Below are 19,089 nucleotides of genomic sequence, written 5' to 3'. Positions count from 1 at the left end.
CGAGCGAAAGCCACTATGCTTGCCGGACCACTCCGCCCCGGAACGGTCCGCACCGAAGGCCGCTCAAGACGGGCGGCCCCGCCATCCGACCTGGAGACGTCATGACCCTGCCCAGCCCCGCCGAACTCCTCCCCCGCATGGCCACCGACCTGCGCAACTACCTGGCGCAGCGCGGGATCGACTCGCCGCGCTTCGTCGGCATCCACACCGGCGGCATCTGGGTCGCCCAGGCACTGCTCAAGGAACTGGGCAGCGATGAGATCCTCGGCATCCTCGACGTTTCCTTCTATCGCGACGATTTCACCCGCAGCGGCTTGCACCCGCAGGTCCGTCCGTCGGAGCTGCCCTTCGAGATCGACGGCCAGCACCTGGTGCTGGTGGATGACGTGCTGATGAGCGGCCGGACCATCCGCGCAGCGCTCAACGAGCTGTTCGACTACGGCCGCCCGGCCAGCGTGACGCTGGTCTGCCTGGTGGACCTGAACAAGCGTGAGCTGCCGATTCGTCCGGATGTGGTCGGCGAAACCCTGTCGCTCGCCCCCAACGAGCGGGTAAAATTGCGCGGTCCCGCACCACTCGTCCTCGAGCGCACGCTTCTCAGCTCCGCGCTGTAAGAACCTGCTTACGATCTCGCGAGCTAGAGCAGAACAAGGCGAAATCGGTTGAGGGAGCGGAATTTACACGCAGTAAATGAGCATCCCGAGAGCGATTTCAACGCCGTTATGCCGACGCGCAGCAGATCGTAAACAGGTTCCAGCCCCGCGCGCCTGGACCTCCACCTCCTACTTTCAGGGCCTGCCACATGCCGACCGACGCCAAGCGCCCGCTGCAGCTCAACGACCTGGGCCAGCTGCGCCACTTCCTCTCGCTCGACGGGTTGTCCCGCGAACTGCTGACTGAAATCCTCGATACCGCCGACTCCTTCCTCGAAGTCGGCGCCCGCGCGGTGAAGAAAGTCCCGCTGCTGCGCGGCAAGACCGTGTGCAACGTGTTCTTCGAGAACTCCACACGCACCCGCACCACCTTCGAACTGGCCGCCCAGCGCCTGTCCGCCGACGTCATCTCGCTGAACGTGTCGACTTCCTCGACCAGCAAGGGCGAGACGCTCACCGACACCCTGCGCAACCTGGAAGCCATGGCCGCCGACATGTTCGTCGTGCGCCACAGCGACTCGGGCGCCGCGCACTTCATCGCCGAACACGTCAGCCCCAATGTCGCCGTAATCAACGGTGGCGACGGCCGCCACGGCCACCCGACCCAGGGCATGCTCGACATGCTCACCATCCGCCGCCACAAGGGCAGCTTCGAGAACCTCTCGGTGGCCATCGTCGGCGACATCCTGCACTCGCGGGTGGCACGCTCCGACATGCTCGCGCTGAAAACCCTGGGCTGCCCGGACATCCGCGTCATCGCCCCGCGCACCCTGCTGCCGGTGGGCCTGGAAGAGCAATACGGGGTAAAGGTGTTCACCGACGCCAACGAGGGCCTGAAGGACGTCGACGTGGTGATCATGCTGCGCCTGCAGCGCGAGCGCATGGCCGGCGGCCTGCTGCCCAGCGAAGGCGAGTTCTTCAAGCTCTACGGCCTGACCCAGAAGCGCCTGAAGCTGGCCAAGCCCGATGCCATCGTCATGCACCCCGGCCCGATCAACCGCGGCGTGGAGATCGACTCCGCCGTGGCCGACGGCGAACAGTCGGTGATCCTCAACCAGGTCACCTACGGCATCGCCATCCGCATGGCCGTGCTGTCCATGGCCATGAGCGGCCAGAACGCGCAACGACAGCTGGAACAGGAGGACGCGCAATGACCGTCAGTATTCGTGGCGCCCACCTGATCGACCCGGCCAGCGGCCTGGACAAGGTCTGCGACCTGCACATCGAGGCCGGCCGCATCATCGCCATCGGCGATGCCCCCGCCGACTTCCACGCCGCCCAGGAAATCGACGCCGCCGGCCTGATCGCCGCGCCTGGCCTGGTAGACCTGAGCGTTGCCCTGCGCGAGCCGGGCTACAGCCGCAAGGGCAGCATCGAAAGCGAAACCCGCGCCGCCGCTGCAGGTGGCGTCACCAGCCTGTGCTTCCCGCCGCAGACCAAACCGGTGCTGGACACCTCGGCGGTGGCCGAGCTGATCCTCGACCGCGCCCGCGAGGCCGGCAACGCCAAGGTCTTCCCCATCGGCGCCCTGACCAAGGGCCTGGGCGGCGAGCAGCTGTCCGAGCTGGTCGCCCTGCGCGACGCCGGCTGCGTGGCCTTCACCAACGGCCTGGCGCCGATGGCGAGCAACCGCGTGCTGCTGCGCTCGCTGGAATACGCAGCAACCTTCGACCTGACCGTGATCTTCACCTCCCAGGACCACGACCTGGCCGAAGGCGGTATCGCCCACGAAGGCCCGACTGCCAGCTTCCGCGGCCTGGCCGGCATCCCGGAAACCGCCGAGTCCGTGGCCCTGGCGCGCAACCTGCTGCTGGTGGAACAGTCCGGCGTGCGCGCGCACTTCAGCCAGCTGACCAGCGCCCGTGGCGTCGAGCTGATCGCCCAGGCCCAGGCCCGCGGCCTGCCGGTCACCGCCGACGTGGCGCTGTACCAGCTGATCCTCACCGACGAGGCGCTGGCGGACTTCTCCAGCCTGTACCACGTGCAGCCGCCGCTGCGCTCGCGCAAGGACCGCGACGCCCTGCGCGAAGCGGTGAAGAGTGGCGTGATCCAGGCCATCGCCAGCCACCACCAGCCCCACGAGCCGGACGCGAAGAACGCCCCGTTCGCCGCCACCGACCCGGGCATCAGCAGTGTCGAACTGCTGCTGCCGCTGGCCATGACCCTGGTGCAGGACGGCCTGCTCGACCTGCCGACCCTGCTGGCGCGTCTGTCCAGCGGCCCGGCCGCCGCCTTGCGCCTGCCAGCCGGCAAGCTGGCGGTGGGTGCTGCGGCAGACGTGGTGCTGTTCGAAGCCGACGGCCAGACCCTGGCGGGCGAGACCTGGCACTCCCGTGGCCAGAACTGCCCGTTCCTTGGCCACTGCCTGCCGGGCGTGGTGCGCTGCACCCTGGTGGACGGGCATATCGTCCACGCGGTGTAACGCTGCACTGTTCCATAAAAAAGCCCGCCGATTGGCGGGCTTTTTCTTTAGCGCCCGTGCAGGGAGCTCGGACGTAGGATGGGTGGAGCGCAGCGATACCCATGCTGTCAGTGCCGCAAATGATGGGTATCGCTTCGCTCCACACCATCCTACGAAGGCGCAGGCGTGCGCGGCTTCTACGGAAAGCGGGTCGGCGCAGGGCGTCAGATCGTCGCCAGGGCCCTGGCCAGGTCGGCGCGCAGGTCCTCCACGTCCTCCACCCCCACCGACAGCCGAATCAGCGAGTCACCGATGCCCAGCTCCGCGCGGTTCTCCGCCGGGATGCTGGCGTGGGTCATGATCGCCGGGTGCTCGATCAGACTTTCCACGCCACCCAGGCTTTCCGCCAGGGCGAACAGTTGGACGTTCTCCAGGAAACGTTTCGAGCCGGCGAGGTCGGTATTCAGATCCAGCGAGATCATCCCGCCGAAGCCCTTCATCTGCTTGCGCGCCAGTTCATGCTGCGGGTGCGAGGCAAGACCGGGGTAATAGACCCGCTTCACCTGCGGCTGCTGCTCCAGCCACTTGGCCAGCTCCAGGGCGTTGGCGCAGTGCCGTTCCATGCGCAGAGCCAGGGTCTTCACCCCGCGCAGGGTGAGGAAGGCGTCGAACGGGCCGGCGATGGCGCCCACCGAGTTCTGCAGGAAGCCCAGGCGTTCGGCGAGGTCAGGGTTGTCACCGACGATGGCGATGCCGCCGATCACGTCCGAATGGCCATTGAGATACTTGGTGGTGGAGTGCACGACGATGTCGAAGCCCAGGTCCAGCGGGCGCTGTACATAGGGACTGGCGAAAGTGTTGTCGGCCACGCAGAGGATGCCGCGCTCGCGGCAGGTACGGGCGATGGCGGCCAGATCGGTCAGGCGCAGCAGCGGGTTGCTCGGGGTTTCCACCCAGACCATGCGAGTCTTGTCGGTGAGCGCCGCTTCCAGCGCGCCGGGCTGGGCCAGGTCGGCGAAGTGGAAGTCATGCCCGGCGCTGCGGCGGCGTACCCGCTCGAACAGGCGGAAGGTGCCGCCGTAGAGATCATTGCCGGAAACGACGTGGGAGCCGGCGTCGAGCAGCTCCAGCACCGCCGAAATCGCCGCCAGACCGGAGGCGAAGGCGAATGCCTTGGTGCCGCCTTCCAGGTCCGCCACGCAGCGCTCCAGCGCCCAGCGCGTGGGGTTGTGCGAGCGGCCGTAGTCCAGCCCCTTGTGCACGCCAGGGCTGTCCTGGCGGTAGGTGGAGTTGGCGTAGATCGGCGGCATGATCGCCCCGGTGGACGGGTCCGGCTCCTGGCCCGCATGGATCACACGGGTGGCGAAACCGAGGCGGTCGTGGTGCTGGCTCATGCGAGGGTCCTCCGCAAATGGTTGAGCAGATCGAAACGGGTAATCAGGCCATGGAAGCCCGAGGCATCGGCGATGATCGCCACCAGCCCGCGATCGAGCACCGCCTCGAGCTCCGCCAGGCTGGCGCCGGGCGCAAGGGTTTCGGGCGCATTACTCATGGCGCTGGCAACATCGCAGCGGTAGTGGCTGGGATCGTCGTGGACGCCCATCAGAATGTCCGACTCGTCGATGACACCCACCAGCCGCCCGCCGTCCAGTACCGGCAGCTGCGAGACGTCCGCCAGGCGCATGCGCTGGAAGGCGGTGAGCAAGGTGTCGCCGGGGCCGACGCTGACCACCCGGCCCTCCTCGAAGCGCCGCGCGACGATGTCGCGCAGGTCGCCGTAACGCTTGCGCTGCAGCAGGCCCTGGTCGGTCATCCACTGGTCGTTGTAGATCTTCGAGAGGTAGCGGGTGCCGGTGTCACAGACCAGGCTGACCACGCGCTTGGGTTCGGTCTGCTCGCGGCAGAAGCGCAGCGCGGCGGCCAGCAGGGTGCCGGTGGATGAACCGGCGGCAATGCCTTCGTTGCGCAACAGCTCCCGGGCGGTGGCGAAGCTTTCTTCGTCGCTGATCGAGTAGGCGTGGCGCACGCTGGAAAGGTCGGCGATCGACGGCACGAAGTCTTCGCCGATGCCCTCCACCGCCCAGGAGCCGGGCGTACCGATGGTGCCGGAGCGAGAGTACTCGGCCATGATCGATCCCACCGGATCGGCCAGGACCATTTCCAGCTTCGGCTGGACTTTCTGGAAGAAGCGGGTCAGTCCGGTCAGGGTACCGGCGGAGCCGACCCCGACCACCACGGCGTCGAGGTCATGGCCGGTCTGCGCCCAGATCTCCGGACCGGTGCCGGTCTCGTGGGCCAGGGGGTTGGCCGGGTTGTTGAACTGGTCGGCGAAGAAGGCGTCGGGCAGCTCCTTCGCCAGCCGCGCGGCGACGTCCTGGTAGTACTCCGGGTGCCCCTTGCCGACATCGGAGCGGGTGATGTGCACCTCGGCGCCCATGGCCCGCAGGTGCAGCACCTTCTCGGTGGACATCTTGTCCGGCACCACCAGCACGACCCGGTAGCCCTTGGCGCGGCCGACCAGCGCCAGCCCTAGCCCGGTATTGCCGGCGGTGGCTTCGACTATCACGCCGCCGGGCTTGAGCCGGCCTTGTCGCTCGGCGGTTTCGATCATGGCGACGCCGATGCGGTCCTTGATGGAGCCGCCGGGGTTCTGCGATTCGAGCTTGAGGAACAGGGTGCAGGGTCCGGTATCGAAGCGCGTGACGCGGACCATGGGGGTATTGCCGATCAGGTCGAGTACCGCGGGACGGGATTCGTTGCTCATGGCAGCCACTCCTTCTTGGCGCCCCAGGGATCGCCCGGCGGCGCCTGCTACTGTCCTCCTGACCTTAGGCGGGCGGCGAAGGGATCGCCAGGCGGTGCGACGAAAGACGGCGGTGCCGGCACGGACTCCGGCGTGGGGCGGGCCGTCGCGGATTGAGTCCGCTCCTGCAAGCGCAACAGGTATGCACGGCCTTTACCTGTAGGAGCGCCCCATGGGCGCGATCGCGGGCATGGCACGCTCCTACAGGGGATACGGAGTCGGACCCGCCGCAGAGTCGCGCCAGGCCCGCGGCGGCAAAGCCGCAAGAGCGCGCTGGAATCAGATGCGCTGCGGACCGTTGCGCTCGGAAATCTGGCTGTTCAGGGTCCAGAAGTCGTAGAGCACACCGATGAAGAACAGCCCGCCGGTGCACAGATAGAGGATGCCGGTGAGCCACTTGCCCATGTACATGCGGTGCACGCCGAACACGCCGAGGAAGGTCAGCAGGATCCAGGCGACGTTGTAGTCCACTCCGCCGGCGCGGTAACGGCGGTCCGCCGCATCGTCCATGGAGGGGATGAGGAACAGGTCGATGATCCAGCCGATGAAGAACAGGCCGAGGGTGAAGAACCAGATGGTCCCGGTGATGGGGCGACCATAGTAGAAGCGGTGTGAGCCGGTGAAGCCAAAGATCCACAGCAGGTAGCCAATGACCTTGCTGTGGGTGTCAGGGTTGGCGGACATGCCTTTCTCCCGTGTTGTTGCGGTACACCCAGAATAAACGAAAAGCCCGCGCTAGGCGGGCTTCTCGGGCATCGTCGATCAGCGGAATCGGCGATTGGGGTCGTCGTCGCTCATCTCCAGGGTCAACCCCTGGGTCATGGTGGAGAGGTGGTCGGCATCGGTTTCCGAACCCAGCTTGATCATCAGGCGCAGGTCGTTGGCCGAGTCGGCGTACGCCAGTGCGTCTTCGTAGGTGATCTCGCCCTGGCTGTAGAGCTGGTACAGCGCCTGGTCGAAGGTCTGCATCCCCTGCTCGGTGGAGCGTTTCATCAGCGGCTTGAGCTCGTGCACCTCGCCCTTGCGGATCAGGTCGGCGGCCAGCGGGGTGTTCAGCAGCACCTCGATCACCGCGCGGCGGCCCTTGCCGTCCGGGGTCGACACCAGCTGCTGGGCGACGATGGCCTTGAGGTTGAGCGACAGGTCCATCCACACCTGGCCATGCCGGTCGGCCGGGAAGAAGTGGATGATCCGCTCCAGCGCCTGGTTGGCGTTGTTGGCGTGCAGGGTCGCCAGGCACAGGTGGCCGGTTTCGGCGAAGGCCACCGCGTGGTCCATGGTCTCGCGCGAGCGCACCTCGCCGATCATGATCACGTCAGGCGCCTGGCGCAGGGTGTTCTTCAGGGCCACTTCGAAAGAATCGGTATCCAAGCCCACCTCGCGCTGGGTGACGATGCAACCCTGGTGCTGGTGGATGTATTCGATCGGGTCTTCGATGGAGATGATGTGGCCGGTGGAGTTCTTGTTGCGGTAGCCGATCATCGCCGCCAGCGAGGTGGACTTACCGGTACCGGTGGCACCGACGAAGATCACCAGGCCACGCTTGGTCATCGCCAGCTTCTTGAGGACTTCCGGCAGCTTGAGGTCTTCGATGGTCGGGATGTTGGTCTCGATGCGGCGCAGCACCATGCCCACCAGGTTGCGCTGGTAGAAGGCACTGACACGGAAACGGCCGACGCCACGGGCGCTGATGGCGAAGTTGCACTCGTGGTTCTCGGCGAACTCGCGGCGCTGCTGCTCGTTCATCACCGAGAGCACGGTTTCACGGGTCTGCTCCGGCGACAGCGCGGTCTTGGTCACCGGCAGCACCTTGCCGTTGACCTTCATCGAAGGCGGCACGCCCGCCGTGATGAAGAGGTCGGAGGCACCCTTTTCCACCATGAGGCGCAACAGCTTCTCGAATTCCATGATCGTTCCCGCCGGGTTCACGCTGACTACGACAATGCTGTCGGATCACGGAGCGAGTGCGTGTGGCGCGCTCCGTGCGCCGGGCCGGTGATCGGCCCGGTGGTTTTGAGCCTGTTTACGATCTCGCGAGCCAGAGCAGAACAAGGGGAAATCGGTGAAGGGAGCAGAGTTTACGTTCAGTAAATGAGCATCCCGAGACCGATTTCAACGCCGCTCTGCCGACGCGCAGCAGATCGAAAGCAGGCTCTTAGAAGTTTTCCGGAATCTTGGCCTTTTCCTTGGCCGCCTCGCGGGTCACCAGACCCTTGGCGACCAGACCCTTCAGGCACATGTCCAGGGTCTGCATGCCGATCGCACCGCCGGTCTGGATCGACGAGTACATCTGCGCGACCTTGTCTTCACGGATCAGGTTACGGATCGCCGGGGTGCCGATCATGATCTCGTGGGCCGCCACCCGACCGCCGCCGATCTTCTTCAGCAGGGTCTGGGAGATCACCGACTGCAAGGATTCGGAAAGCATGGAGCGAACCATGGACTTTTCCTCGGCGGGGAACACGTCGACGATACGGTCGATGGTCTTGGCCGCGGAGGTGGTGTGCAGGGTACCGAAGACCAGGTGACCGGTTTCCGCGGCGGTCAGCGCCAGGCGAATGGTCTCCAGGTCGCGCATCTCGCCCACCAGGATGATGTCCGGGTCTTCACGCAGGGCCGAGCGCAGCGCCTCGTTGAAGCCGAGGGTATCGCGGTGCACCTCGCGCTGGTTGACCAGGCACTTCTTCGACTCGTGGACGAATTCGATCGGGTCTTCGACGGTGAGGATGTGGCTGTACTTGGTGTTGTTCAGGTAATCGAGCATCGCCGCCAGCGAGGTGGACTTGCCCGAGCCGGTCGGGCCGGTCACCAGCACGAGGCCGCGCGGCACGTCCGTAATACGCTTGAACACTTCTCCCATGCCCAGGTCCTCCATCGTGAGTACCTTGGAGGGAATGGTACGGAACACGGCGCCGGCGCCACGGTTCTGGTTGAAGGCATTGACCCGGAAACGGGCGACCCCGGGGACTTCGAAGGAGAAGTCGGTCTCGAGGAACTCTTCAAAGTCCTTGCGCTGCTTGTCGTTCATGATGTCGTAGATCAGCGCATGGACCTGCTTGTGCTCGAGTGGCGGCAGGTTGATCCGGCGAACGTCCCCGTCGACGCGGATCATCGGCGGCAGACCGGCCGAGAGGTGCAGGTCCGAAGCACCTTGCTTGGCGCTGAAGGCGAGCAACTCGGTAATATCCATGGGACTCCCCAATCAAGAGCAAGCAGGTAGAATGCCGCAGAACTCGCAGCAGCCGGGCGGAAAGCGACGGTAATGTCCACGATAGCAGAGAATATTGCAAAGGTTCGCGCACGCATCCGTGAGGCGGCGCAAGCTTGCGGACGCGCCCCGGACTCGGTGCGCCTGTTGGCGGTGAGCAAGACCAAGCCGGCGGCCGATATCCGCGAAGCCTTCGCCTGCGGATTGGCCGATTTCGGCGAGAACTACCTGCAGGAAGCCCTGGCCAAGCAGACGGAATTGGCGGACCTTGCGCTGACCTGGCATTTCATCGGTCCGATCCAGTCCAACAAGACCCGGCCGATTGCCGAACACTTCCAATGGGTGCACTCGGTGGACCGCCTGAAGATCGCCCAGCGCCTGTCCGAGCAACGCCCCGGGCACCTGCCGCCGCTGAACATCCTGCTGCAGGTGAACGTCAGCGGCGAGGACAGCAAGTCCGGCTGCTCCATCGAAGAACTGCCCGCCCTCGCCCAGGCGGTGGCGCAACTGCCCAACCTGAAGCTGCGCGGCCTGATGGCGATTCCCGAACCGACTGAAGATGTTGCCGCACAGCACGCCGCATTCGCCCGCCTGCGCGAGGCGATGCACGCCCTGAACCTCGGCCTGGACAGCCTGTCCATGGGCATGAGCCACGACCTCGAAGCCGCCATCGACGAAGGCGCCACCTGGGTGCGGATCGGTACCGCCCTGTTCGGCGCCCGCGACTACGGCGCCTCGCACTGAATAAAGGAAGAGACTCCATGAGCAGCACCCGCATTGCCTTCATCGGCGCCGGCAACATGGCCGCCAGTCTCATCGGAGGCCTGCGCGCCAAGGGCGTCGCCGCCGCCGACATCCGTGCCAGCGACCCGGGCGCCGAGCAGCGCGCGAAGATCGCCGCCGAGCACGGCATCGAAGTCGTCGAAAGTAACGCCAGCGCAGCCAGCGGCGCCGACGTGGTGGTCCTGGCGGTCAAGCCGCAGGTCATGAAGGACGTCTGCCAGGCCCTGGCCCCGGCATTGTCCGGCAACGCCCTGATCGTCTCCATCGCCGCCGGCATTCCCTGCGCCAGCCTCGAACGCTGGCTGGGCGCCGTCGACGGCCGGCCGCGCGCCATCGTCCGCTGCATGCCCAACACGCCGGCACTGGTCGGATTGGGTGCCAGCGGCCTGTATGCCAACGCCAGCGTCAGCGCCGCCCAGCGCGAACAGGCGGAAAAACTGCTGAGCGCAGTTGGCATCGCCCTGTGGCTGGACGCGGAGAAGCAGATCGACGCGGTCACCGCCGTCTCCGGCAGTGGCCCGGCCTACTTCTTCCTGCTGATGGAAGCCATGACCGCTGCCGGCGAGAAGCTCGGCCTGTCCCGCGAGGTCGCCGGCCAGCTGGCCCGCCAGACCGCCCTGGGCGCCGCGCAGATGGCCACCACCAGCGATGTCGACCCGGCCGAACTGCGCCGCCGCGTGACCTCGCCCAATGGCACGACCGAAGCTGCAATCAAGACTTTCCAGGCCAACGGTTTCGAAGCGCTGGTAGAGAAGGCGGTAGGCGCCGCCGACCACCGCTCCGCCGAGCTGGCCGAACAACTGGGTCGCTGATTGCGATGACGCACGCCGCCCGGCGACCAGGGAAGGTCGCACTACCCCTCGCTGTCTGTTTCCTGCTGGCCAGCGCCGCCGCCCAGGCGGCGCAATGTCCAGTTGCCGCGCCCATAGACGAGGCCGCACGGACTGCCTATCAGGCCATGCAGCAGGCCATGGCCAGCGGTTTCGCCGACGACGCTGACAACACCGTCGCGCCAGCGCTCAGCCAGGCCATCGAGCACTATAAACAGACACTGGCCGACGCCTTCGACGCCCACCTCGCCTGCGCCCAGGCCACACCGGACCTCAATGCCCTACAGGCCGACCTGCGCCAGCGCCTGCTGCCCGCGCCGAAGCCGGTCAGCGACGACGAAGTCGCGCTGCCCGACCAGAACGAGATCGCCGTCAGCCTGAGCGACAGCCCTACCCCGCTGCTGCTGGTCAGCGGCGGCTTCGCCATTCCCTGCGGCAGCGACAACGTCCTGCGCGGTTATCGCCGCGACGGCGATGCCTGGGTGCGTGCGCTGGACTGGCAGAGCGGCCCTTATAAAGACATCTCCGGCGCCTACGGCGACCTGTACCTGTACGAGCGCCTGTCCAACGGCGACATCGCGCTGATGCACGGCACGCCCTGGTGTACCTCGCGCTGGAGCCACTTGGCAGTGGAGGTGATCCGCCCGGCCACGGCTGATCAGGCCCAGCGCACCCTGCTGCATACCGAGCACGATTACGTCCGCGATGAACAGGAGGTACAGCTCAAGGCCCGCCCCGACGGCTTCGAGTGGCGCGCCGAGGTCGGCAGCCTGGACGGCGACCTGCTGACCCGTCCCGGCATCTTCCGCTATCGCCAGGACGGCGAAACCTTCCAGCGCATCCAGCCCGCCGCGTCCAATGGCCGCGGCTTCGTCGATGAATGGCTGCGGGTGGACGCCGATCTGGCCCGCGCCTGGGCCGATCCGTCCGGGGCCGACAAGGCCCTGGCAGCTCGCGAAGAACTCACTGGCCTGAACAAACGCAGCGGCGTCACTCTGGCCTATACCGCGGTACGCGGCTGCAAGGCCGACCCCGCGCGCTTCCAGGTGGATATCGAGCTGGACAGCCCGCAGCCACTGGCCGAAGGCAACCAGCGCTACGTCAGCATCCGCCAGGAATCCAACGGTTTCACCCTGCTGGGCCTGAGCCGGACTGCTGACCCGGCATGCAACGGCCCCGACCTGATGGCCAAGCGGGGTTGAATTTGCACGTGACGAAACACACTTACACGCGACCGGCGACGATGAATTCCCTACAGTATGGCGTTACAGCGCCGTCGTTGACTGACCGCCCGATTCGCCCGGCCCTGCGCGCCGGCGCCCAACGTTTACCAAGGACCGCCCAATGACCGGACTTTCCACAGCCGCCATCTATGTGATCCAGACACTTGGCAGCCTGTACCTGCTGATCGTGCTGCTGCGCTTCATCCTGCAGCTGGTGCGCGCCGACTTCTACAACCCGCTCAGCCAGTTCATCGTGCGCGCCACCAAGCCGCTGCTGAATCCGCTGCGCCGCGTCATCCCAGGCTTTGGCGGCGTCGACTTCGCCTCGCTGGTGCTGGCGATCCTGGTCCAGCTGGTGCTGATGATCGTCACCCTGACCTTGATGGGCTACGGCGTCGGCGGCTACATCCTGCAGTTGCTGGTGTGGTCGGTGATCGCGGTGACCTCGCTGTTCCTCAAGGTGTTCTTCTTCGCCCTGATCATCAGCGTGATCCTCTCCTGGGTCGCTCCGGGCAGCTACAACCCCGGCGCCCAGCTGGTGAACCAGATCTGCGAGCCGTTCCTGGCACCGTTCCGCAAGCTGCTGCCGAACCTCGGTGGCCTGGATATCTCGCCGATCTTCGCCTTCATCGCGCTGAAGCTGATCGACATGCTGGTGATCGGCAACCTGGCAGCCATGACCGGCATGCCGCAGATCCTCTCTCCTTTCATGTAATCAGACATGCCGTTCTACCACTGGGACGGCGAGGACCTGATCCTCGACTGCCACCTGCAACCCAAGGCGAGCCGCGACGAGTTCGCCGGGTTGCACGGTGAGCGTCTGAAAATCCGCCTCACCGCGCCGCCGGTGGAGGGCAAGGCCAACGCCCACCTGCTGGCGTTCCTCGGCAAGGCCTTCGGCGTCCCGAAAAGCCAGGTGAAGCTGGAAAGCGGTGAGCTGAACCGCCAGAAGCGCGTGCGCATCCCACGGCCGACGAAATTCCCGGCGGAGTTGGGGATTACCGCTCGGTAACCTTGGCCGACCTTACGTTCGGTATTGTGATGAAGGCCAATTGACGCTATTGCGCGCCATCGCATAATTCAAGGTATCCATCCCCGCGCAGGATGCGCCAGCCTAAGGAACGCTTGAATGAGCATGGAACGTCTCAGTCAGCAGATCGATGCCTACGTTACCTGGAAGCGCGAGCTGGTCCGGGAGATCACCCGTTATCGCAGCCTGCTGGAGCGCTGCCGGCTCAATACGCCGGACATCGAGAGCCGACTCGAACGCACCCTGCGCCTGCTGCGCGTCGACCACATCACGCTGGCCTTCGTCGGTGAGTATTCGCGCGGCAAGACCGAGCTGATCAATAGCCTGTTCTTCGCGGACTACGGCCGGCGCATGCTGCCGTCCCACGCCGGGCGCACCACCATGTGCCCCACCGAGCTGTTCTTCGACCCGCGCTCGGAGCGTCCTTATATCCGCCTGCTGCCGATCGAGACCCGCATGGCCGACGCCAGCGTCGCGCAGTTCAAGCGCATCCCCCGGCACTGGGTGAACATCCCGCTGGACACCTCCGACCCGGCCAACATGGCCCTGGCCTTCGCCCAGGTCGCCAAGACCAAGCCACTGCCGGTGGAGCAGGCGATCCAGCTGGGTTTCCACCCGGACATGCTGGATGCCACCGACAAGCCCGGCATGGTGCTGGTGCCGGCCTGGCGTCACGCATTGGTCAACTTCGACCATCCGCTGCTGCGCCAGGGCCTGCGCATCCTCGACACCCCCGGCCTGAACGCGCTGGGCAGCGAGCCCGAGCTGACGCTGTCGATGCTGCCTGCGGCCCAGTCGATCCTCTTCCTGCTGGCGGCGGACACCGGCGTTACCGCCTCCGACATGGCAATCTGGCAGAACCACATCCACCAGTTGGGCGAGGACAGCCACACCACGCTCTACGCGGTGCTGAACAAGATCGACGTGCTGTGGGACGACCTGGCCGGCGAGAGCTTCGTGCAGAACGCCATCCGCCGGATCCAGGACGCCACCGCGCGCCAGCTGGGCATCGCCCGTGACGACGTGCTGCCACTCTCGGCCAAGCAGGCGCTGCTGGCCAAGGTGCGCGGCGACCGCGAACTGCTCGCCCGCAGCCAGATGGAAAGCCTCGAAGACCTGCTCTGCGAGCGCATCGTCACGCAAAAGGAACGCCTGCTCGAAAGCGCCGTGGTCGGCCAGGTGCTGGCGCTGGTGAACAACACCCAGCACACCCTGCGCGTGCGCCTGGAGAAGGTGAAGGAGCAACACGCGTTGCTCGACAGCCAACAGCACGACAGCGGCCAACTGCTGTTCGAACTGACCGCCAGGACCAAGGAAGACCACAGCCAGCATCACAAACGCCTGCTCAACCTGAAGACCAACCAGCGCCTGCTGCGCCACCAGGGCGAGCAGCTGCGCGAAGCGCTGCACCCCGAGCGACTGGAACTGCACCTGAAGCGGGTCCACCACAAGCTGCGCGGCAGCTGGACCACGGTAGGCATCAACCAGGCCATCCTGCACTTCTTCGACACCGTGCAGGGCGACCTCATCAACCTGCACCACGAGGCGGAGACGGCCAATCGCATGGTCGCGGCCATCTACCAGCGGCACAACCAGGAAAACCCGCTCAACGCACTGGATGCGCCACAATTCCGCGTCGAGCGCTACCTGCGCGAACTGACCACCCTGCAGGAGAAGGCCGACCGTTTCCGCCTGCACCTGAAGACCCTGCTCACCGAGCAACGCGTACTCACCCGGCGCTTCTTCGCCACCGTGGCCCAGGAAGTCATCGGCCTGCACCTGCGCCTGCGCGAGGAGGCCGAGCAGTGGGCCACCGACGCGCTGATGCCGCTGATGCAGTACAGCCTGGAGCACAAGCAGCTGCTGGAAACCCACATGCTGCGGCTCAAGGCCCTGGCCCAGGAAACCCAGCAGGCGCGCCAGCGCTCGCTGCTGCTGGGGCGCTACACCGAAGAACTGGAAAAGCAGCTCGCCGACGCCTCCGAGGTCCTCCGCCAGCTGCGCCGTCCCTCGCCCCTGCAACGCCAGGCCAAGGTCGTTACGCTGCCCGGCTCGCAGCGCGCCTGAACCCCGCCCCAGCGCTTGCCGCTAGGGGCGGCGCTCTTTAGACTGACCCTCCTTTTTTATTCTTGAGCTGGGTCGATGCCTACAGTCTTCCCCGAAGATTCCGTCGGTCTGGTCTCCCCCCAGACACTGCAGTTCAGCGAACCGCTGCCCCTGGCCTGCGGCAAGACGCTGCCCGAATATCAGCTGGTGATCGAGACCTATGGCGAGCTGAACGCCACGGCCAGCAACGCCGTGCTGATCTGCCATGCCCTCTCCGGCCATCACCACGCCGCCGGCTACCACAGCATCGATGACCGCAAGCCGGGCTGGTGGGACAGCTGCATCGGCCCGGGCAAGCCCATCGACACCCGCAAGTTCTTCGTCGTCTCGCTGAACAACCTGGGCGGCTGCAACGGCTCCACCGGCCCGACCAGCCTCAACCCGACCACCGGCAAGACCTACGGCGCGGACTTCCCGGTGGTCACCGTGGAAGACTGGGTCCACAGCCAGGTGCGCCTGGCCGACCGCCTGGGCATCACCCAGTGGGCGGCGGTCATCGGCGGCAGCCTGGGCGGCATGCAGGCCCTGCAGTGGACCATCAGCTACCCCGAGCGCGTACGCCACTGCCTGTGCATCGCCAGCGCCCCCAAGCTGTCGGCGCAGAACATCGCCTTCAACGAAGTGGCGCGCCAGGCAATTCTCACGGACCCGGAGTTCTTCGGCGGCCACTTCCAGGAACACGACGTGATTCCCCGCCGCGGCCTGAGCCTGGCGCGGATGGTCGGGCACATCACCTATCTCTCCGATGACGCCATGGGCGCCAAGTTCGGCCGCGACATGAAATCGGAGAAGCTCAACTACGACCTCCACAGCGTGGAGTTCCAGGTGGAAAGCTACCTGCGTTACCAGGGCGAAGAGTTCTCCACCCGCTTCGACGCCAACACCTACCTGCTGATGACCAAGGCGCTGGACTACTTCGATCCGGCCGCGGCCCACGGCGGCGACCTGGCGCGGACCCTGGCCGGGGTGAAGGCGGACTTCTGCCTGATGTCCTTCACCACCGATTGGCGCTTCTCCCCGGCGCGCTCGCGGGAAATCGTCGACGCCCTGCTGGCGGCGAAGAAGAACGTCAGCTATCTGGAAATCGACGCACCGCAAGGTCACGACGCCTTCCTGATACCGATTCCACGCTACCTGCAAGCCTTTGGCGGTTACATGAACCGCATCAGCGTATAAGAAGGAACGCCATGCGCGCCGACCTGGACATCATCCAAGACTGGATCCCCGCCGGCAGTCGGGTACTCGACCTGGGCTGCGGCGACGGCGAACTGCTCGCCTGGCTGCGCGACCACAAGCAGGTCAGCGGCTACGGCCTGGAGATCGACGCCGAAAAAATCGCCAAGTGCATCGAACGTGGCGTCAACGTCATCGAACAGGACTTGGACAAGGGCCTGGGCAACTTCGCCAGCAATAGCTTCGATGTGGTGGTGATGACGCAGTCCCTGCAAGCCCTGCGCTACCCGGACAAGGTGCTGGCGGAAATGCTGCGGGTGGGCAAGACCTGCATCATCACCTTCCCCAACTTCGGTCACTGGCGTTGCCGCTGGTACCTCGCGCGCAACGGTCGCATGCCGGTGTCGGACTTCCTTCCGTACACTTGGTACAACACGCCGAACATTCACTTCTGTACCTTCCGCGACTTCGAGGCCCTGTGCCGACAGTTGCAGGTGAAGGTTCTCGACCACCTGGCGGTGGACCGCGAGCACCAGCATGGCTGGGCTTCGCGAATCTGGCCTAATCTGTTGGGTGAGATCGGCATTTATCGGGTCAGCGGCCCTGGCGTGCAGGACCATCGCATTGCCATCTGATCGACCCCAGGAGAACTATCATGCGCCGCCTGCTTACCTTCATCGCCTGCCTGGCCCTCGCCCTGCCCGCCTTCGCCGAGCAGGTCAAACGCCTGGGCGACCTCCAGGTCCACTACAGCGTGTTCAACTCCAGTTTCCTCCAGCCCAAGGTCGCCCAGGCCGTGGGCGTGGTGCGCAGCAAGGCCCAGGGCGTGGTCAACATCGTGCCGCTGGACGCTAACGGCAAGCCGGCCAACGCCACCGTCGCAGGTTCCGCGAAGAACCTGATGGGCCAGGAAATTCCCCTGACCTTCAAGCGCGTGGTCGAGGAAGGCGCCGTCTACAACCTGGCGCAGTTCCCCATCGAAGGCCGCGAAACCCTGACCTTCACCATCCAGGTACAGTCCGGAGGCGGAGCCCCGCAAAGCTTCGACTTCATGCAGGAAATCTTCCCCGACGAATGATCAAGCTCGAACAACTGGTGCTGGCCAGTCACAACGCCGGCAAACTCAAGGAACTCCAGGCCATGCTCGGCGCCCACGTGAAGGTGCGCTCGATCGGCGAGTTCAGCGATGTGGAACCGGAAGAGACCGGCCTGTCCTTCGTCGAGAACGCCATCCTCAAGGCCCGCAACGCCGCGCGCATCTCCGGCCTGCCGGCGCTGGCCGACGACTCGGGCCTGGCGGTGGACTACCTCGGCGGCGCGCCGGGCATCTACTCCGCGCGCTATGCCGATGGCAAGGGTGACGCGGCGAACAACGCCAAGCTGCTGGACGCCCTCAAGGACGTACCGGACGATGAGCGCGGCGCCCAGTTCGTCAGCGTGCTGGCCCTGGTCCGCCACGCCGACGACCCGCTGCCGATCCTCTGCGAAGGCCTCTGGCACGGCAGTATCCTGCACGAAGCGCGCGGCGAGCATGGCTTCGGCTACGACCCGCTGTTCTGGGTGCCGGAAGCCGAGTGCTCCAGCGCCGAACTGCCGCCGCAGCAGAAGAACCAGCTCAGCCACCGCGCCCGCGCGATGGCCCTGCTGAAGCAGCGGCTGGGACTATGAGCCAGGCAGGAAGCCACGGGCTCGACGCAGGGCCGGTGGTTTCCGGCTTCCGCCTGCCGCCGCTGTCCGCGTACGTTCACATTCCCTGGTGCGTGCGCAAATGCCCCTATTGCGACTTCAACTCCCACGCTGCCGGGCCCGAGCTGCCGGAAGACGCCTATGTCGAGGCGTTGCTGGCTGACCTGGCCGCTGACGGCACGCATGTCCATGGCCGCAAGCTGACCTCGATCTTCTTCGGCGGCGGCACGCCGAGTCTGTTCTCGGCCCAGGCGCTCGGGCGCATCCTCGACGGCCTGGAACGCCAGGTCGGCTTCGAGAGCGACATCGAGATCACCCTGGAAGCCAACCCCGGCACTTTCGAGCAGGCCAAGTTCGCCGACTACCGGGCACTGGGCATCAACCGCCTGTCCATCGGCATCCAGAGCTTCCAGGCCGAGAAGCTCAAGGCACTGGGCCGCATCCACGACGGCGACGAAGCCATACGCGCCGCCGAGATGGCCCGCCGCGCCGGCTTCGACAACTTCAACCTGGACCTCATGCACGGCCTGCCGGAGCAGAGCGTCGCCGATGCCCTGTCCGACCTCGAGCAAGCCATCGCGCTGGCGCCGACGCACCTGTCCTGGTACCAGCTGACGATGGAGCCGAACACGGTGTTCTGGAGCCAGCCGCCGGAGCTGCCCGAGGACGACCAGCTGTGGGAAATCCAGGAGGCTGGCCAGGCGCTGCTCGCCCAGGCCGGCTACCTCCAGTATGAGACTTCGGCCTATGCCCATGACGGCAAGCGCGCGCGGCACAACCTGAACTACTGGACCTTCGGCGACTTCCTCGGCATCGGCGCCGGCGCCCACGCCAAGCTGAGCACCCCGGAAGGCCGCATCCTGCGCACCTGGAAGACCCGCCTGCCGAAGGACTATCTGAACCCGGAGAAGCCCTTCCAGGCCGGCGAGCGCGAGCTTCCGGCGGACGACCTGCCCTTCGAGTTCATGATGAACGCCCTGCGCCTGACCGATGGCGTTCCGGCGGCCCTGTTCGCCGAGCGTACAGGCCTGCCGCTGGCCGCCATCGACGACGCCTGCCGCCAGGCCCGCGCCGACGGCCTGCTGGTCGACGACCCGCAGCGCCTGGCGCCCACCGAGCGTGGCCAGTTGTTCCTCAACGACCTGCTGCAGCGCTTCCTGCCCTGACCGCCCCACCGGGCGACGCCGCTGGCG

The 19,089-nt window shown here is 66.1% G+C and carries 19 protein-coding genes; 14 read left to right on the top strand and 5 right to left on the bottom strand.

What is annotated here, in order from left to right:
* Positions 1-101: 101 nt before the first annotated feature.
* The 3 genes from pyrR to GA645_RS02050 all read left to right on the top strand — a co-directional run bounded on the left by pyrR (position 102) and on the right by GA645_RS02050 (position 3,075).
* Positions 102-614 (top strand): bifunctional pyr operon transcriptional regulator/uracil phosphoribosyltransferase PyrR, encoded by a 513-nt coding sequence (gene pyrR / locus GA645_RS02060; protein ID WP_152219510.1) that lies wholly within the window; start codon positions 102-104, stop codon positions 612-614.
* 188 nt (positions 615-802) lie between these two features.
* A complete protein-coding gene (locus GA645_RS02055) occupies positions 803-1,807 on the top strand; it encodes an aspartate carbamoyltransferase catalytic subunit (protein ID WP_152219508.1) in 1,005 nt (334 codons plus the stop codon).
* Positions 1,804-3,075: a dihydroorotase gene (locus GA645_RS02050; protein ID WP_152219506.1), complete on the top strand. Its 1,272-nt coding sequence runs from the start codon at positions 1,804-1,806 to the stop codon at positions 3,073-3,075. Before GA645_RS02055 ends, GA645_RS02050 begins: the two co-directional genes overlap by 4 nt.
* Positions 3,076-3,278: 203 nt before the next feature.
* On the opposite strand, the gene GA645_RS02045 is transcribed toward GA645_RS02050, so the two are convergent.
* The 5 genes from GA645_RS02045 to pilT all read right to left on the bottom strand — a co-directional run bounded on the left by GA645_RS02045 (position 3,279) and on the right by pilT (position 9,047).
* Positions 3,279-4,448, bottom strand: coding sequence for a cystathionine gamma-synthase (locus GA645_RS02045; protein WP_152219504.1), 1,170 nt, complete (start codon positions 4,446-4,448; stop codon positions 3,279-3,281).
* Positions 4,445-5,818, bottom strand: coding sequence for a cystathionine beta-synthase (locus tag GA645_RS02040; protein WP_152219502.1), 1,374 nt, complete (start codon positions 5,816-5,818; stop codon positions 4,445-4,447). Before GA645_RS02040 ends, GA645_RS02045 begins: the two co-directional genes overlap by 4 nt.
* Positions 5,819-6,136: 318 nt before the next feature.
* Complete coding sequence (locus tag GA645_RS02035) at positions 6,137-6,541, bottom strand: TM2 domain-containing protein (protein WP_152219500.1); 405 nt, start codon at positions 6,539-6,541, stop codon at positions 6,137-6,139.
* Between the two features lie 78 nt (positions 6,542-6,619).
* Positions 6,620-7,765 carry a type IV pilus ATPase PilU gene (pilU, locus tag GA645_RS02030; RefSeq protein WP_152219498.1) on the bottom strand — a complete coding sequence of 382 codons (1,146 nt, stop codon included), beginning with the start codon at positions 7,763-7,765 and terminating at the stop codon, positions 6,620-6,622.
* A gap of 247 nt (positions 7,766-8,012) precedes the next feature.
* Positions 8,013-9,047, bottom strand: a complete 1,035-nt coding sequence (pilT, locus tag GA645_RS02025; RefSeq protein ID WP_152219496.1) for a type IV pilus twitching motility protein PilT — start codon at positions 9,045-9,047, stop codon at positions 8,013-8,015.
* 72 nt (positions 9,048-9,119) lie between these two features.
* Between pilT and GA645_RS02020 the strand changes: the two genes are divergently transcribed.
* The 11 genes from GA645_RS02020 (at position 9,120) to hemW (ending at position 19,062) form a co-directional block, all read left to right on the top strand.
* Positions 9,120-9,809: a YggS family pyridoxal phosphate-dependent enzyme gene (locus tag GA645_RS02020; RefSeq protein ID WP_152219494.1), complete on the top strand. Its 690-nt coding sequence runs from the start codon at positions 9,120-9,122 to the stop codon at positions 9,807-9,809.
* A 17-nt stretch (positions 9,810-9,826) separates the two neighbouring features.
* Positions 9,827-10,660 carry a pyrroline-5-carboxylate reductase gene (gene proC / locus GA645_RS02015; protein WP_152219491.1) on the top strand — a complete coding sequence of 278 codons (834 nt, stop codon included), beginning with the start codon at positions 9,827-9,829 and terminating at the stop codon, positions 10,658-10,660.
* A gap of 146 nt (positions 10,661-10,806) precedes the next feature.
* On the top strand, positions 10,807-11,880 hold the full coding sequence (locus GA645_RS02010; RefSeq protein WP_152219489.1) for a hypothetical protein: 1,074 nt from the start codon (positions 10,807-10,809) through the stop codon (positions 11,878-11,880).
* A gap of 142 nt (positions 11,881-12,022) precedes the next feature.
* Positions 12,023-12,616, top strand: a complete 594-nt coding sequence (locus GA645_RS02005; RefSeq protein ID WP_152219487.1) for a YggT family protein — start codon at positions 12,023-12,025, stop codon at positions 12,614-12,616.
* A gap of 6 nt (positions 12,617-12,622) precedes the next feature.
* A complete protein-coding gene (locus tag GA645_RS02000) occupies positions 12,623-12,913 on the top strand; it encodes a DUF167 domain-containing protein (protein ID WP_152219485.1) in 291 nt (96 codons plus the stop codon).
* A 117-nt stretch (positions 12,914-13,030) separates the two neighbouring features.
* On the top strand, positions 13,031-14,998 hold the full coding sequence (locus GA645_RS01995; protein WP_152219483.1) for a dynamin-like GTPase family protein: 1,968 nt from the start codon (positions 13,031-13,033) through the stop codon (positions 14,996-14,998).
* A gap of 75 nt (positions 14,999-15,073) precedes the next feature.
* Positions 15,074-16,213: a homoserine O-acetyltransferase gene (locus GA645_RS01990; protein ID WP_152219481.1), complete on the top strand. Its 1,140-nt coding sequence runs from the start codon at positions 15,074-15,076 to the stop codon at positions 16,211-16,213.
* A gap of 11 nt (positions 16,214-16,224) precedes the next feature.
* Positions 16,225-16,845 (top strand): methionine biosynthesis protein MetW, encoded by a 621-nt coding sequence (gene metW / locus GA645_RS01985; RefSeq protein WP_152219478.1) that lies wholly within the window; start codon positions 16,225-16,227, stop codon positions 16,843-16,845.
* Positions 16,846-16,865: 20 nt separating this feature from the next.
* Positions 16,866-17,288, top strand: coding sequence for a DUF4426 domain-containing protein (locus tag GA645_RS01980; protein ID WP_152219476.1), 423 nt, complete (start codon positions 16,866-16,868; stop codon positions 17,286-17,288).
* A complete protein-coding gene (rdgB, locus tag GA645_RS01975) occupies positions 17,285-17,878 on the top strand; it encodes an RdgB/HAM1 family non-canonical purine NTP pyrophosphatase (protein ID WP_152219474.1) in 594 nt (197 codons plus the stop codon). Before GA645_RS01980 ends, rdgB begins: the two co-directional genes overlap by 4 nt.
* Complete coding sequence (gene hemW, locus GA645_RS01970; RefSeq protein ID WP_152219472.1) at positions 17,875-19,062, top strand: radical SAM family heme chaperone HemW; 1,188 nt, start codon at positions 17,875-17,877, stop codon at positions 19,060-19,062. The genes rdgB and hemW overlap by 4 nt, the downstream gene beginning before the upstream one ends.
* The last annotated feature ends 27 nt before the right edge of the window (positions 19,063-19,089 follow it).

The sequence above is a fragment of the Pseudomonas sp. SCB32 genome, assembly GCF_009189165.1.
In the GTDB taxonomy this organism is placed as follows: Bacteria; Pseudomonadota; Gammaproteobacteria; order Pseudomonadales; family Pseudomonadaceae; genus Pseudomonas.
Note: the sequence above shows the minus strand (reverse complement) of the source record. Positions and strands in the feature narration are given on the sequence as shown.

Bases quoted from the DNA above. Each gene is read 5' to 3' on its own strand.
- pyrR (WP_152219510.1), top strand. From the start codon at position 102: ATGACCCTGCCCAGCCCCGCCGAACTCCTCCCCCGCATGGCCACCGAC.
- GA645_RS02055 (WP_152219508.1), top strand. From the start codon at position 803: ATGCCGACCGACGCCAAGCGCCCGCTGCAGCTCAACGACCTGGGCCAG.
- GA645_RS02050 (WP_152219506.1), top strand. From the start codon at position 1,804: ATGACCGTCAGTATTCGTGGCGCCCACCTGATCGACCCGGCCAGCGGC.
- GA645_RS02045 (WP_152219504.1), bottom strand. From the start codon at position 4,448: ATGAGCCAGCACCACGACCGCCTCGGTTTCGCCACCCGTGTGATCCAT.
- GA645_RS02040 (WP_152219502.1), bottom strand. From the start codon at position 5,818: ATGAGCAACGAATCCCGTCCCGCGGTACTCGACCTGATCGGCAATACC.
- GA645_RS02035 (WP_152219500.1), bottom strand. From the start codon at position 6,541: ATGTCCGCCAACCCTGACACCCACAGCAAGGTCATTGGCTACCTGCTG.
- pilU (WP_152219498.1), bottom strand. From the start codon at position 7,765: ATGGAATTCGAGAAGCTGTTGCGCCTCATGGTGGAAAAGGGTGCCTCC.
- pilT (WP_152219496.1), bottom strand. From the start codon at position 9,047: ATGGATATTACCGAGTTGCTCGCCTTCAGCGCCAAGCAAGGTGCTTCG.
- GA645_RS02020 (WP_152219494.1), top strand. From the start codon at position 9,120: ATGTCCACGATAGCAGAGAATATTGCAAAGGTTCGCGCACGCATCCGT.
- proC (WP_152219491.1), top strand. From the start codon at position 9,827: ATGAGCAGCACCCGCATTGCCTTCATCGGCGCCGGCAACATGGCCGCC.
- GA645_RS02010 (WP_152219489.1), top strand. From the start codon at position 10,807: ATGCAGCAGGCCATGGCCAGCGGTTTCGCCGACGACGCTGACAACACC.
- GA645_RS02005 (WP_152219487.1), top strand. From the start codon at position 12,023: ATGACCGGACTTTCCACAGCCGCCATCTATGTGATCCAGACACTTGGC.
- GA645_RS02000 (WP_152219485.1), top strand. From the start codon at position 12,623: ATGCCGTTCTACCACTGGGACGGCGAGGACCTGATCCTCGACTGCCAC.
- GA645_RS01995 (WP_152219483.1), top strand. From the start codon at position 13,031: ATGAGCATGGAACGTCTCAGTCAGCAGATCGATGCCTACGTTACCTGG.
- GA645_RS01990 (WP_152219481.1), top strand. From the start codon at position 15,074: ATGCCTACAGTCTTCCCCGAAGATTCCGTCGGTCTGGTCTCCCCCCAG.
- metW (WP_152219478.1), top strand. From the start codon at position 16,225: ATGCGCGCCGACCTGGACATCATCCAAGACTGGATCCCCGCCGGCAGT.
- GA645_RS01980 (WP_152219476.1), top strand. From the start codon at position 16,866: ATGCGCCGCCTGCTTACCTTCATCGCCTGCCTGGCCCTCGCCCTGCCC.
- rdgB (WP_152219474.1), top strand. From the start codon at position 17,285: ATGATCAAGCTCGAACAACTGGTGCTGGCCAGTCACAACGCCGGCAAA.
- hemW (WP_152219472.1), top strand. From the start codon at position 17,875: ATGAGCCAGGCAGGAAGCCACGGGCTCGACGCAGGGCCGGTGGTTTCC.